The sequence below is a fragment of the Demequina gelatinilytica genome (assembly GCF_000971115.1).
Lineage (GTDB): Bacteria > Actinomycetota > Actinomycetes > Actinomycetales > Demequinaceae > Demequina > Demequina gelatinilytica.
This window is the reverse complement of the sequence record NZ_BBLV01000016.1, coordinates 34,482-46,520: the sequence shown is the minus strand read 5'-3', so window position 1 is coordinate 46,520 and position 12,039 is coordinate 34,482. Positions and strand designations below refer to the sequence as shown.

12 protein-coding genes are annotated in these 12,039 nt (G+C 72.5%); 6 read left to right on the top strand and 6 right to left on the bottom strand.

Features of this window, described 5'->3' with window-relative positions; all coding sequences use genetic code 11:
• The first annotated feature begins 40 nt into the window (after positions 1-40).
• From AOM00_RS12515 to AOM00_RS12505, 3 genes are read left to right on the top strand one after another with little or no spacing between them, the layout of a single operon-like run.
• Positions 41-1,006 carry an amino acid ABC transporter permease gene (locus AOM00_RS12515; RefSeq protein ID WP_062518104.1) on the top strand — a complete coding sequence of 322 codons (966 nt, stop codon included), beginning with the start codon at positions 41-43 and terminating at the stop codon, positions 1,004-1,006.
• Between the two features lie 5 nt (positions 1,007-1,011).
• Complete coding sequence (locus AOM00_RS12510) at positions 1,012-1,767, top strand: amino acid ABC transporter ATP-binding protein (RefSeq protein WP_062518123.1); 756 nt, start codon at positions 1,012-1,014, stop codon at positions 1,765-1,767.
• 33 nt (positions 1,768-1,800) lie between these two features.
• Positions 1,801-2,403 carry a hypothetical protein gene (locus AOM00_RS12505; protein ID WP_156159168.1) on the top strand — a complete coding sequence of 201 codons (603 nt, stop codon included), beginning with the start codon at positions 1,801-1,803 and terminating at the stop codon, positions 2,401-2,403.
• Positions 2,404-2,425: 22 nt separating this feature from the next.
• Here the strand turns inward: AOM00_RS12505 and AOM00_RS12500 are convergent, their stop codons facing one another.
• Positions 2,426-3,316, bottom strand: a complete 891-nt coding sequence (locus AOM00_RS12500; RefSeq protein ID WP_062518102.1) for an NAD(P)-dependent oxidoreductase — start codon at positions 3,314-3,316, stop codon at positions 2,426-2,428.
• Between the two features lie 84 nt (positions 3,317-3,400).
• Here AOM00_RS12500 and AOM00_RS12495 point away from each other — a divergent pair, with 84 nt between their 5' ends.
• From AOM00_RS12495 to AOM00_RS12485, 3 genes are all read left to right on the top strand, one after another.
• On the top strand, positions 3,401-4,249 hold the full coding sequence (locus tag AOM00_RS12495; protein ID WP_062518101.1) for a phosphodiester glycosidase family protein: 849 nt from the start codon (positions 3,401-3,403) through the stop codon (positions 4,247-4,249).
• 20 nt (positions 4,250-4,269) lie between these two features.
• Entirely contained in the window at positions 4,270-5,187 is a 918-nt protein-coding gene (locus AOM00_RS12490) for a phosphotransferase (RefSeq protein WP_062518100.1), read from the top strand.
• 78 nt (positions 5,188-5,265) lie between these two features.
• Positions 5,266-6,168, top strand: coding sequence for an alpha/beta hydrolase (locus tag AOM00_RS12485; protein WP_228373501.1), 903 nt, complete (start codon positions 5,266-5,268; stop codon positions 6,166-6,168).
• Between the two features lie 237 nt (positions 6,169-6,405).
• On the opposite strand, the gene AOM00_RS12480 is transcribed toward AOM00_RS12485, so the two are convergent.
• The 5 genes from AOM00_RS12480 to AOM00_RS12460 form a co-directional block, all read right to left on the bottom strand.
• Positions 6,406-7,395, bottom strand: coding sequence for a phosphotransferase family protein (locus tag AOM00_RS12480; protein WP_062518098.1), 990 nt, complete (start codon positions 7,393-7,395; stop codon positions 6,406-6,408).
• Positions 7,392-8,006 (bottom strand): sugar O-acetyltransferase, encoded by a 615-nt coding sequence (locus AOM00_RS12475; protein WP_228373500.1) that lies wholly within the window; start codon positions 8,004-8,006, stop codon positions 7,392-7,394. Before AOM00_RS12475 ends, AOM00_RS12480 begins: the two co-directional genes overlap by 4 nt.
• Before the next feature lie 47 nt (positions 8,007-8,053).
• The gene (locus AOM00_RS12470) at positions 8,054-8,479 is read right to left on the bottom strand and encodes a VOC family protein (protein ID WP_062518097.1); all 426 of its coding nucleotides are present in this window, start codon (positions 8,477-8,479) and stop codon (positions 8,054-8,056) included.
• 39 nt (positions 8,480-8,518) lie between these two features.
• Positions 8,519-10,426, bottom strand: a complete 1,908-nt coding sequence (locus AOM00_RS12465) for a DUF4914 family protein (RefSeq protein WP_228373499.1) — start codon at positions 10,424-10,426, stop codon at positions 8,519-8,521.
• Between the two features lie 163 nt (positions 10,427-10,589).
• Positions 10,590-12,020: a hypothetical protein gene (locus tag AOM00_RS12460; RefSeq protein WP_062518096.1), complete on the bottom strand. Its 1,431-nt coding sequence runs from the start codon at positions 12,018-12,020 to the stop codon at positions 10,590-10,592.
• Positions 12,021-12,039: the final 19 nt, after the last annotated feature.

The following is a 12,039-nucleotide window of genomic DNA, read 5'->3' as shown; positions in this document are numbered from 1 at the left end:
GATGTGCCGGTCGTCTCGCGTCCGAGAGAAGGAGACAGCGATGACCCAGCCCACGCACGCCGACCCGGTGCCCAACCGGATCCACGCGCGCCCCGTGCCGCGCCCCGGGCGTTGGATCGCCGCCGCCATCGTGGTCGTGCTCGCCGCGATGGCGGTGCACGCGCTCGTGACCAACCCCAAGTTCGCCTGGGATACCGTCGGGCTGTACCTGCGCGACGTCACCGTCATCCGTGGCGTCGGCTGGACGCTCATCCTCACGGTCGGGTCGATGCTCATCGGCATCGTGCTCGCCGTGATCCTCGCGATCATGCGCCGCTCGGACAACCCCGTGCTGCGCTCGGTCGCGTGGTTCTACATCTGGCTGTTCCGCGGCACCCCGATCTGGACCCAGCTGGTGTTCTGGGGCCTCATCTCGGTGCTCTACCCGACGCTGTCGCTCGGCATCCCGTTCGGTCCCGAGTTCGTCACCTTCGAGACGCAGACGGTCATCACGGCCTTCTGGGCGGCGCTGCTGGGCCTCGGGCTCAACGAGGCCGCCTACCTTGCGGAGATCGTCCGTGCCGGGCTCGGGTCGGTGGACCCCGGCCAGGAGGAGGCGGCGCGGGCGCTCGGCATGAAGGAGTCGACCATCCTGCGGCGCATCGTGATCCCGCAGGCGATGCGCGTCATCGTGCCGCCGACGGGCAACGAGACGATCTCGATGCTGAAGACCACGTCGCTCGTGTCCGCGGTGCCCTTCACGCTGGACCTGACGTTTGCGACCAACGCGATCGGCAACCGCATCTTCGAGCCGATCCCGCTGCTCATCGTGAGCGCGTTCTGGTACCTGCTCATCACGTCCGTCCTCATGGTCGGCCAGCACTACCTCGAGCGGTACTACGGCCGGGGCACCGGCGAGACCACGCCTCGGAGGCGTGGACCGCGTGCGCCCCGCCTCGGGCGGCAGGCGGCGATCAAGGCGTCCGGCACCGCCAAGGACGACCCCTTCCTGGAGGTGACCCCGTGACCGCGATGGTCGAGGTGCGCGAGGCGCACAAGATGTTCGGCGAGCTGCACGTCCTCAAGGGCGTGGACCTCACGGTCCAGCCCGGCGAGGTGTGCGTGGTGCTCGGTCCTTCGGGCTCGGGCAAGTCCACGCTGCTGCGCTGCCTCAACGAGCTCGAGGTGCTCACCGGCGGCTCGGTGCGCATCGAGGGGGAGCTGCTCGGCTACCGCGAGGACGCCTCGGGCACGCTGCACCGGCTGCACCCGACCGCGATCGCGCGGCAGCGCTCCCGGATCGGCATGGTCTTCCAGCGCTTCCACCTGTTCCCGCACATGACGGCGCTCGAGAACGTGGTCGAGGCGCAGGTGCAGGTCCTCAAACGCTCCAAGGCGGAGGCCAGGACCAAGGCGACGGAGCTCCTCGAGCGCGTGGGCCTGTCCGACCGCATGGACCACTACCCGGCGCAGCTCTCGGGCGGCCAGCAGCAGCGTGTGGCGATCGCCCGCGCGCTCGCGATGGATCCCGAGATCATGCTCTTCGACGAGCCGACGTCGGCGCTCGACCCCGAGCTCGTGGGCGAGGTGCTCGCCGTGATGAAGGACCTCGCAGCACGCGGCATGACCATGGTGGTGGTGACCCATGAGATCGGCTTCGCGCGCGAGGTCGCCGATCACGTGGTGTTCATGGACGACGGCCTGGTGGTCGAGGAGGGGCCCGCGTCGCAGGTCATCGACGCGCCCACGCACGAGCGCACCAAGGACTTCCTCGTGCACGTGCTGTAGACCCGACGGTGCGCGCGCGGCATGATGCGTGCCATGGCTGAGGGGCGAGGGGGCGCAGACGGGCGCTGGAGCTGGCATCCCGACGACGGCCCCGCCCCGCCGGTGGTCGCCTCCGAGGGGCCGCCCGTCTTCGCGGCGCCCGTGGAGCTCTCGCCGCGGGATCGGCATCCGCGGTCGCCGGGGGAGAACCTGGTCCTCGCCGCCACGCTGGTCCTCGCACTCCTCCCGGGAGTGACGCTGCCGTTCGCGTTCCTGCTCCTGTGGGGCGAGGACCGCTGGCAGGGCCCGGGAAGCGCCTCCGTGCTGGCGGGCACCGCGCTCGCGTGGGCGCTCCTGACGTTGCGGGCCTTCGCCTACGCCGTCACCGGCGGCAGGCTCGCGCTGGCGCGCTGGGTCCCGGTGGTGCCGCTGCTCGCGCTGCCCGTCCTGGGGCTCGTGCTGGGGTCCGCTGGCCTGCTGTTCTTCATGGCGCACGTGCTGTCGGTCGCGGCGATCGTCGCGCTGTACTGGCCGGTTGCTCGATGGTGCGCGCGCGGTCTCCCCTGGTGGGCAGCGGTGCTCGCCGGGTCCGTTCTCCTCGCGTTCGGAGGCCTGGTGGCCTACGGCGTCGTCAGCTCCATCACGTTCGTCTTCTGAGCTCCCTCGGCGCCGCTCGGGGTCAGCTCGCGCGGTACGCGGCCGCCATGTCCTCATCGCCGTGCCCCGCCTCGACGATGCGGACCAGGCGCTCGCGCGCCCCGTCGAGGGCATCCACGCGCACCCCGGCGGAGGCGGCGGCGTGGGTGATGAGCGCGGCGTCCTTGGCGGCCGTCGCCGCCCCGAAGCTCGCCTCGGCGAGCCGGTCCTCGAGGATGAGCGCCGCCTTCGCGTGAAGGTAGCCGAGGTCGAGCGGGCCACCCTCGATGAGATCGAGGAAGGCCTGTGGCTCGACCCCGAGCCCACGGGCGAGCGCGAGCGTCTCGCCGGCGGCGTTGTTGACGGCGAGCACCCACGAGTTCGCGACCAGCTTGAGGCGCTGCGCCGTGCCCGCCGCGGCATCGTCCCCGGTCCATACGGTGCGCGTGGCGACGGTGTCGAAGACGGTCATCGCGGTGTCACGGACATCGAGCGGTCCGGCCGCCAGCACGGTCAGGCGCCCCGCCTCCGCGGGCTCGCGCGTGCCGAGCACCGGCGCGTCGATCAGCACCACCTCGAGCTCCTCCGCGAGCGCGACCAGGTCCGGCAGCGTCTCGAGGCCCACCGTCGAGGACTGGATCCACAGCGTGCCCGCGCGCAGCCCGGGCGCCGCCTGCCGCATCACCTCGATCGCGGCGGCCCCGTCATGCACCATGGTGAGCACCGCATCGGCCTCGTGGACCGCCTCCGACGGGGTCAGCGTGACCGAGGCGCCGTCCGCGGCGAGCGCCGCGGCCGTCGCATGCGTGCGGTTCCACACGCGGACCTGGTGCCCGCCGCGCACCAGGTTGCGCGCCATCGCGGCGCCCATGATGCCGGTCCCGAGCACCGCGACGACGAGGGGACGGGGTGCGGCGGCGGGGTTGTCGGACATGGGTGCTCCTCTGATCGGGTGACGGTGGGTCCGTGAGGACAACGGTTGGCGCGCCCCCGGGCTTCCCTCGCGTAGCCTCGGGGCGTGCGCCCCCTCCTCGTCGCCCTCGTGGCGCTCCCGCTCGCCGGCTGCTCGTGGCTGGGAGGCTCGGACGGCTCCGAGACCAGCGTCGACATCGGCGAACCGAGCTCCTCCGGGCTGCCTGCACCCACCGCGACCGCGTCCGAGGCTGTGTCCACCGGAACCTCCACGCCGGATGCCCAAGCCGTGGACGTGCCCGTCGAGGTCATCGACCTCGCCGAGCACGGGTCCTACGGCGTGGTGACGCTCGACCTCGACGCGTGGGACGTGCACGTCGACTGGCCGCAGGACCCCGACGGCACCGACCTCGAGGAGTACATCGACGCGCATCCCGGCATCGCGGTGCTCACCAACGCCGGGATCTTCTCCGACGACCTCACGCCCGGAGGGCTCCTGGTGGCCGATGGCGAGGAGCTGCGTGCCCTCAACCTCGCGGACGGCTACGGCAACTTCCACCTCAAGCCCAACGCGGTGTTCGAGATCCGCGAGGACGGCACCGCCGCGGTGGTCGACTCGACGCTGTACGACCCCGCGGGCGTCGCGCAGGCGACCCAGTCCGGGCCCGCGCTGCTGCTCGACGGCGAGATCCACCCGCAGTTCACCGAGGGCAGCGCCAACACCGCGCTGCGCACCGGCGTCGGGGTCAGCCCCGACGGCGGCACCGTCTACCTGGTCATCACGCGCACCTACGTCAACCTGTGGGACTTCGCGACGATGTTCCGCGACGAGCTGGGCGTGGAGGATGCGCTGTACCTCGACGGCCAGATCTCCCAGCTATGGATCTCCGGCGGCTCCGAGCCCACGTCCTTCCTGGGGCCGTACGCCGGCGTGATCGCCGCCTACCCGCGCTGAGCGGGCGCTAGCGTCATGCCATGACGCTCGACGAGCCTGTGACCCGCTGGGTCGTGTCACGCCTGGGATCCACGCCCGCGGAGGTGTTCTTCGAGGCCTCCTCGATGTCGGACGTGTGGGGCGTCCGCCTCGAGGATGGGCGGCGGTTCGCCGTCAAGCGGCGGGGCGGGGGAGATCGGCTCGCGATCGTCGCACGCGCCCACCGCGCGGCGCTCGACGCCGGGATCGACGCCCCCGACCTGGTGGCGGGACCCGACCCGCTCGGGGACGATGCGTGGCTCACGGCCGAGGAGTGGCGTCCCGAGGGGGTCTTCACCCCGGACGGCGACGCCCCCGCCCTGTACGCGAGCCTTCTCGCACGCATCGTCGCGGCGCTCGCGGAGGTCGAGGCGCGAGGGCTCGCGCCGACGCCGTGGCTCCACTACGACCATCGCGCCGCCGCACGGGTGTGGCCGCCCGCATCGTCCGCTCGCTGGGACCCGCACCGGATCGAGCCCGATCTCCCGCCCGCGCTCGCGGCGCTCGCGAGGGCCGCGCGGAGCCGGCTCGAGGCGAGCGAACTCCCGGCGGTGCTCGGGCACGCGGACCTCAACGGGCTCAACGTGCGGTGGCGGGGGGACCGGGCGATCGTGCACGACTGGGACTCGATCGTGCTGCGTCCCGAGGCGGTCCTGGTCGGCACGCTCGCGCTCGATCATCCCGCGACCCCCGACGCGGGTGCGGCGGCCGACATCGCGACGGGAGCACGCGTCCTCGCCGCCTACGAGGAGGCGACGGGGAGGACGCTCACGCCCGACGAGGTCGAGGTCGCGTGGGCGACGTCGGTCTGGCTTGCGTGCTACAACGCCGTCTTCGAGCACCTCCATGGCGGTCCGGGCGCCGTGACGGCGGCGATCCTGCGCGACGGCGAGGAGCGGCTCGCGCTCGCCGGCGTGTGACGCTCACGCGCACGAATCCGCCGAAAGCGCCCAGGGCCTACCGCTCGGGTGGGTGCGGGGGTTAGCGTCGCGTCGGGGGTGAGCGCCCCCGTTGGCGAGTCCCCGGAGGGTTCCATGACCGTCGCCGATCCCCCCGCGCCCATCACGGCGCGCGAGCAGCAGCAGATCGATGCGGTCAACGCCTCCGGGCGGCCCGGGGTGGTCCTCATCCACGGGCTGTGGGCCGTCGCGGACGGTTGGAGCCCCTGGCAGGAGCTGCTCCTCGAGCACGGGATGACGTCCGTCGCCGTCGCATGGCCGCGCGAGCCCGAGACGTTCGAGTCCGCGCTCGCGGACCCGGACGCCGTGGCCGGCGTGGGGATCCAGGAGGCCGCCGACCATGTCGCGGCGGTGATCGCCGCGCTCGACCTCCCGCCGTTCGTGGTCGGCCACTCGTTCGGAGGGCTGCTCGCGCAGAAGGTGGCCGGGCTGGGCCTCGCACGCGCGACCGTCGCGATCGAGCCCGCGCCCATCAAGGGCGTGCTGCCGTTGCCGCTGCCGGTGCTGCGCGCCTCGTCGCCCGTGCTGGGCAACCCCGCCAACCGCTCGCGCGCCATCCGGCTCACGCTCCCTCAGTTCGAGTACGCGTGGGCCAACGGGCTGGGCAAGGAGGAGGCACGCCGCCTGTGGGAGACGATGCATGTCGCGGCTCCCGCGCGTCCGCTGTTCCAGGCCGCGGCGGCCCGCTTCCAGCCGCGCTCCGAGGCGGCCGTGGACCTCGACAACCCCGCCCGCGGCCCGCTGCTCATCATCGGAGGCGAGGTCGACCACCTGGTCGCGCCCGCGATCAACCGGGCGACCCTCAAGCTGCAGAGCCGGAACCCCGGTCCGACCGAGTTCCGCGAGTTCCCTGGCCGCGGCCATTCGATCGCGATCGACTCGGGTTGGCGCGAGGTCGCGGATGCGGTGATCGCGTGGCTCCAGGAGAACGCGGGAGAGTGACGGGCGCGCGCACCGCGCGGCATCCGCATCGCTCCGGAGAGCGTCGAGACGCGATGACATCCATCGCGACTACCCCGCCGAGCGCGCACGGGCCGCCGCCGCGCCCGCGATGTCGCCGTCCAGTTCCGCATCCAGAGCCGCAACCCGTGCCGCACCGACCTCGTCGAGCTCCATGGCCGGGGCCATGCGCTCACCCACGACTCCGGAAGGCCGGCGCTCGCCGACCGTCGGCGCAGCTCAGACGCCGAGGATCGCGCAGAGCCTCTCCCGGTTCGCGCGGATCGAGCCGCGATGCCCCTCGACCCAGTCGCCGGCGAAGCCGCGAGGCTCGATCTCGGTGAGCTGCACCGCCATCGACCACAGGCGGTACAGCGCGACGCGGAGCTCCGCGGCACGGTCCATGCGCAGCGGCGCGCCCGTGGCGTCCTCGTAGCCGCGCACCTTGGCCGGCTCGAACGGCCCCGAGGCGTGCGTCTCGCCGCCGGCAAGGCCCCACAGCGGGTCCCCGAACAGCGAGCGCTCGAAGTCGACCACGCCCGTGACCTGCCCGGTGCTCGGATCGACGAGGACGTTGCCGTGCCACAGGTCCGCGTGGACCAGCGAGGGCACCGTCACCTCCGCGAGCGAGCCGCCAGCGGCCTCCAGGCCCGCGCGCAGGCGCCCGGCCTCGACGTCCACGCCCCAGGCCTCGGCATCGTCCACCGTGGCGTCGATCAGGCGCCTCATGAAGCTCGGCCAGGTGTCGCCGCCCAGGCGGAACCGCTCCGCCGGCATGCCGAAGCGCGGCCCTCGTACCCGCCCGAGCTCCGCGAGGATCGCGCCGACCTGCGCCGATGCGGCCTCGTTCGCCTCGGGCGTCATGACCGGGGCCGCATCGTCCCACGCCATGCCCGGCATCATCGTCATGACCAGCACGTCGACGTCCGTGTGCGTGCGCGTGAAGTCGTCGAGGAGCACGCGCGGCGCGGGGATGTCGAGCTCCGCGACCAGCGCGAGGTTGTCTCGCTCGCAGCGCAGCATGTCGTGCTCGTACGCGAGCAGGCGGCGCGCGTCCGGTACCGACGTCTTCACCACCACGGTCCCGCCGCCTCCGAGCTCGACGCCCTGGACCGCGGAGAAGGTGCCGCCCGAGAGGAGCCAGTGGTCGACGACCGTGCCGAGCGGCGCCAGGACGGCCTCGAGCTCGGCGCGGTCGAGCGCGCGCTGGGTGGGGAGCAGCTCGGTCACAGCGTCCGGATCACGCGCGCGGGGTTGCCGGCGACCACGGACATGGGCGGGACATCCTTGGTGACCACCGCGCCCGCGGCGACCACGGAGCCGCGGCCGATCGTCACGCCCGGGCAGATCACCACGGAGCCGCCCAGCCAGACGTCGGGCTCGAGGGTGATGGGGAAGGCCCGCTCCCAGCCTTCGCGACGGATCTCGACGTCGAAGGCGTGGTTGACCGTGTAGAAGCGCGCGTCGGGCCCGATGAGCGCGTTGTCGCCGATGGTCACCACGCCCGAGCCCAGGATCATGAGGTTCGAGTTGATGAAGACGTTCGCGCCGAACCGGACGCGCTCCTTGTACTCGAGGTACAGGGGCGGGCGGTAGTCGAGACCCGGACCGCATCCCCCGACAAGGTCCGCGAGGCCTGCGGTCGAACCCTCCGGATCGTCGTAGTAGGCCGCGTTGAGCTCGCGCAGCCGTGCGAGCGTCGCGCGCTGCATGTCGGCGAGCTCGGGGCCGGAGCGGTACTTGAACCACTCGTCGTTGCTCAGCTTCTGGTACTCCGTGCGGCTCGGGTCCTCGACGGGCACCTCGGCCATCGCGGCCTTCATCTGGTTCTCGTGCGTCACGCCCTCCAACCTAGGGCCGCGGCGGGCGCCGTGGGTGGGACGTACGGCTACTCGGGCTCGAGCTGCTCGAACAGCGTGAGCTGGACCCCGGTGGGCGTCTCGAGGCGCGCGTTGAGCGAGCCCCAGGGTGTGCGCGTGGGCGGGGCGACCTGCTCCGCGCCTGCCGCACGTGCCGCCGAGGTCGCGCCCGCAGCATCGTCCACCTCGAGCGCGAGCCTGACCTCGCGTGCGACCGGGCGCCCCACCTCGATCGAGTCGATGAGCGAGCGCTGCGCGCCGTTGACCAGCTCGAGCGTGGCGCGGCCTGCGTCGAGCACCACCACCCGCGCGTCGCCGTCCTCGGTGGAGGTGGCGAGGTCGAGCTCGACGGGCATGCCGAGGGCGTCGCGGTAGAGCGCGAGCGCCGCGTCGAGGTCCTCCGCGTGGAGGACCAGGCGGAGCTGGAGGGCGCCCGAGGCGCGGTCGGCGGTCATGCCGCCACCGTGCGCCCCGGGCGCCCTCCCGTCAACCGCTCAGAGGTACATCGGCGTGAGGGCCTCGTAGTCCGCCACCGTGCCGTCCGCCATGCAGGTCTCGATGATCTGCCGGCCCAGGGGGTCGAGGTCGTCGGTGAGGAACTTCTCGAGCTCCGCCTTGAAGAAGCCCGTGAGGATCGCGCAGCCGGCGTCGTAGGCGGCGGTGCCCACCTGCGACTGGGTCTCGGGGCGCAGGAGCGTGCGGCGGATCGGCTGACCGTCGAGCGTGATCTCCTTCGGGGCGTAGCCGAACAGCGCGCAGCGCGCCGGCTCGAGCTGGTCGGCGCGCATGCGCCCGCCACCCTTGCGTGCGAGCCACTCGCGCGTCAGCCACTCGCCCGAGAAGCCCACCTTGTACGCGCCGACGTGCTGGTTGGGCGTGAGCACGTAGCGCGTGCGGTTGTACTCGGTGATCTGCCGCAGCAGCAGGTTCGCGGCCTCGACCTGGGTGCCGGTGGAGAAGGGCCAGTACGAGCCGACGCCCTCCGACACCATGCCGCCGTGCTCGAGCTTGCGGACCGCGTCGGCGGCCTCGCCGATCGACGGGTTCTTGTCGCCGCGCGGCGCGATGAGACGCCACAGCCATGCGAGGGACGGAGGCACGAAGTGCGTGAGGCCCATGATCCCGTAGGAGGGCTTCTCCGCGGTGCAGGCCGGCATGCGCACGCCGAACGTGCGCACGTCGACAGGCTCGGGGTCGTTGACGATGCCGCGGATCATGCTGCGGGGGATCACCACGCGCGGGTTCGGGCACGGCTTGCCGGTCGAATCCATGGTGTGCTCCCACGGCAGCGCGGTCGCGTCGGGGACGCCGTCGATGCTGAAGAAGACCAGCGGCTCGTCCGGGTGGATGACCGCGCGCTCGAAGTGCACGTCGGCGCCGTAGGACTTGAGGTTGTCGACGCGGACGAACCACCCGTCCTCAGCGTCGGCGACCACCATCTTGCCGCTGCCGTCCTGGACAGCCGGGTGGCACAGCGTCATGTCGTCGGTGACGGCGGCGAGGTCCGAGGTCTCGGACAGCGTGATGAGGTACTCCTCGCCGGTGACCACGTTCTCGCCCAGCAGGATGCGGCCGTCGTCCTCGCGGCGGAGCTCCTGGCACATCTCGGACTTGCCGCCGCCCGAGGCGCCCTCGTGCATGATCACGGTCTCGTTGTCGTACGGCGTGGTGACGCGTACCGAGGAGGCGTGCGCGGTGATCCAGCCCTCCTGCTCGCCGATGTCGAGCAGCACCGAGAACACGCCCTTCTTGGCGCTCGGGCCCGGGTAGAGGTTGTAGGCGAAGATCTCGTGGAGCGTCTCGGTGCGGTCGTGGACCACCACCTGCTTGCCGTCGAAGTGGGTGTGGCGGAACGGCGGCGCGACGTACAGGATCGAGCGCGGCGTGAAGGCGCCGAGCTCGTCGAAGGTGACCCAGCCCTGCAGGTCGACCAGCGCGGTCGCGAAGAACGCGGCGTTGGCGGGCATGATCGCGATCGACGGGGAGCCGTGCGTGAGGCCACCCGCCTTGAACGGCACCACCACGAGGTCCTGGCGGGCGAGCCATGCCATGGTGTCCGCCCGCGCGCCGTCGAAGCCGTGCCCGAACCGGTCCTTGTAGCGCGTCTTGTCGGTGGGGCGGTCGTCCGCGATGACCATGCACTGCGGGTCGCGGCGGCGCATGTAGTCCTCGGGGTAGTTGACCGCGATGCCGTTGCGGCAGCGGGTCACGGTGGCCTCCGTGACCACCTCGCCGTCGACGTCGTAGTCGACCGAGAAGACGGGGCCGCCCTCGGGCCCCAGCGACAGGGCGTAGAGCTCGCGCCGCGTCTTCGGGACCGTCACGGACGGCGCCGAGGACAGGGCCTCGCGCACGTCCTCGGCAAGGGTCAGCTGGTCGAGGTAGGTGAGGGTGTGCAGCACGCTCGGCTCCTTCGGCTCGCGGTGGGGGGAGGGCACGCCTGAGTCCAGGATGCGCGCCTTCCGGCGAGTCTGCCGATGCAAAAGGAAAGGTAAAAGGGACGTAGGTCACGGGTCACGTGAAGGTCACGCGATAAGCGTGCGCGACCTGGGACGATGCGCCCGCTCAGATCGTGGGGGAGGGCTCCTCGGGCGCGGGTGCGGGCTCTGGTGCGGCGACCACCGCATCGTCCGCCGCCGCATCGTCCCCCTCGGCCCGCAGGACCGCGAAGGCCGCGCCCGCGAGGCCGAGGATCACCACGCCCACCACCACTCCCGTCGGGGTGAACGGACGCAGGGTCGCGAAGAGGAGCAGGAACACGATCGCGAGCCACGGCCACAGCAGCCAGCCCTGGCGCCGCAGCAGCCCGCCCAGCGCCGACGGGCGCCAGCCGTGGGCGTCGAGCGCGGTGGCACCGCGCGTCACGTACGTGCCGCCCAGGCCGCGGGCGGTCGCCGCGGGGCGCGAGCCTCCCAGCGCCAGGCCCGTGACGATGGCGACGGCCCCCGCGACGATGTACGCGATGAGCACAGCTCCGGGCTCCGCCGTGAGGGCCCCGTAGATCGCCGCGGTGGCCGCGGTCGGCACCTCGGTCGCGAGCCCGGCCGCGACGATGTCGCCCGCGGTCGCGACCACGAGCGCGAGCACCACGCCCACGATGAGCAGCAGCGCGCCCGCGACGATGCTCGCGCGCGGCCGGCGGGGGTGGACCAGGATGCCCGCCGCGATGAGCGCGAGCGCGATCCATGGCAGCACCGTGCCGACCGTATGCAGGATCGAGTACCCGAGCCGCGCCTGCGCGACCTTGGGCACCTCCGCCAGCGTGACGTTCACGTCGACGTCGGGGATCGAGTCCGCGAGCGTGAAGCCCGCCTCGACCAGGGCCGGCCGGAGCTGCTCGATGATCGGCTGCAGCTGCAGCTGGACCACGCCCGCCTCGTCGACCGCGATGGCGCCGTCCGCATCGGCGCTGAGCACACCCACCAGCTGGCCGTGCGCCAGGGTGAGCGCCTCGCGCCAGACCGTCGCGAATGCGTCGGCGCCCACCACCTGGGTGAGCGCGCTGCGGATCGCGACGCGTGCCTGGTCCGCGAGGAGCGGGCCGAGCACCTCCGAGGCGTTCGCGAGGCGAGGCGTCGAGTCCTCGTCGATCACGCTCGCGAGCAGGTCGGCGACCAGCGCGTCGGTGTCGAGCGCCTGGTCGATCGCCGCGGTGGTCTCGTCGACCACGAACGCCTGGACGTCGGGGTCGTCGGCCAGCGGCGCGAGGGTGTTCACGAACACGTCCGTGTCGGTGGCCATGCGGCTCGCGTACGCCGCCACGGTCCCGAGCGGAGCGACGAGCGCGCCGAGGACGATGAGCACGATGCCCAGGAAGGCGCGTCCGCGCGCAGGGCGGGGCTGCGCGGCCGCGGGTGCGGGTGCGGGCGCGGCGTCGACGGGTGCGAGCGTCGCGCGGAGCCGCGTGTTCTCCTCGATCGCCTCCTGGAGGCGCGTGTTCTCCGCCTCGAGCTCGAGCAGGCGTGCCTCGAGCTGCGCCTTCGTCATCCCTGCCATGGCTCCTCCTCAGGGCGTG

Bases quoted from the DNA above. Each gene is read 5' to 3' on its own strand.
- AOM00_RS12515 (WP_062518104.1), top strand. From the start codon at position 41: ATGACCCAGCCCACGCACGCCGACCCGGTGCCCAACCGGATCCACGCG.
- AOM00_RS12510 (WP_062518123.1), top strand. From the start codon at position 1,012: ATGGTCGAGGTGCGCGAGGCGCACAAGATGTTCGGCGAGCTGCACGTC.
- AOM00_RS12505 (WP_156159168.1), top strand. From the start codon at position 1,801: ATGGCTGAGGGGCGAGGGGGCGCAGACGGGCGCTGGAGCTGGCATCCC.
- AOM00_RS12500 (WP_062518102.1), bottom strand. From the start codon at position 3,316: ATGTCCGACAACCCCGCCGCCGCACCCCGTCCCCTCGTCGTCGCGGTG.
- AOM00_RS12490 (WP_062518100.1), top strand. From the start codon at position 4,270: ATGACGCTCGACGAGCCTGTGACCCGCTGGGTCGTGTCACGCCTGGGA.
- AOM00_RS12470 (WP_062518097.1), bottom strand. From the start codon at position 8,479: ATGACCGCCGACCGCGCCTCGGGCGCCCTCCAGCTCCGCCTGGTCCTC.
- AOM00_RS12460 (WP_062518096.1), bottom strand. From the start codon at position 12,020: ATGGCAGGGATGACGAAGGCGCAGCTCGAGGCACGCCTGCTCGAGCTC.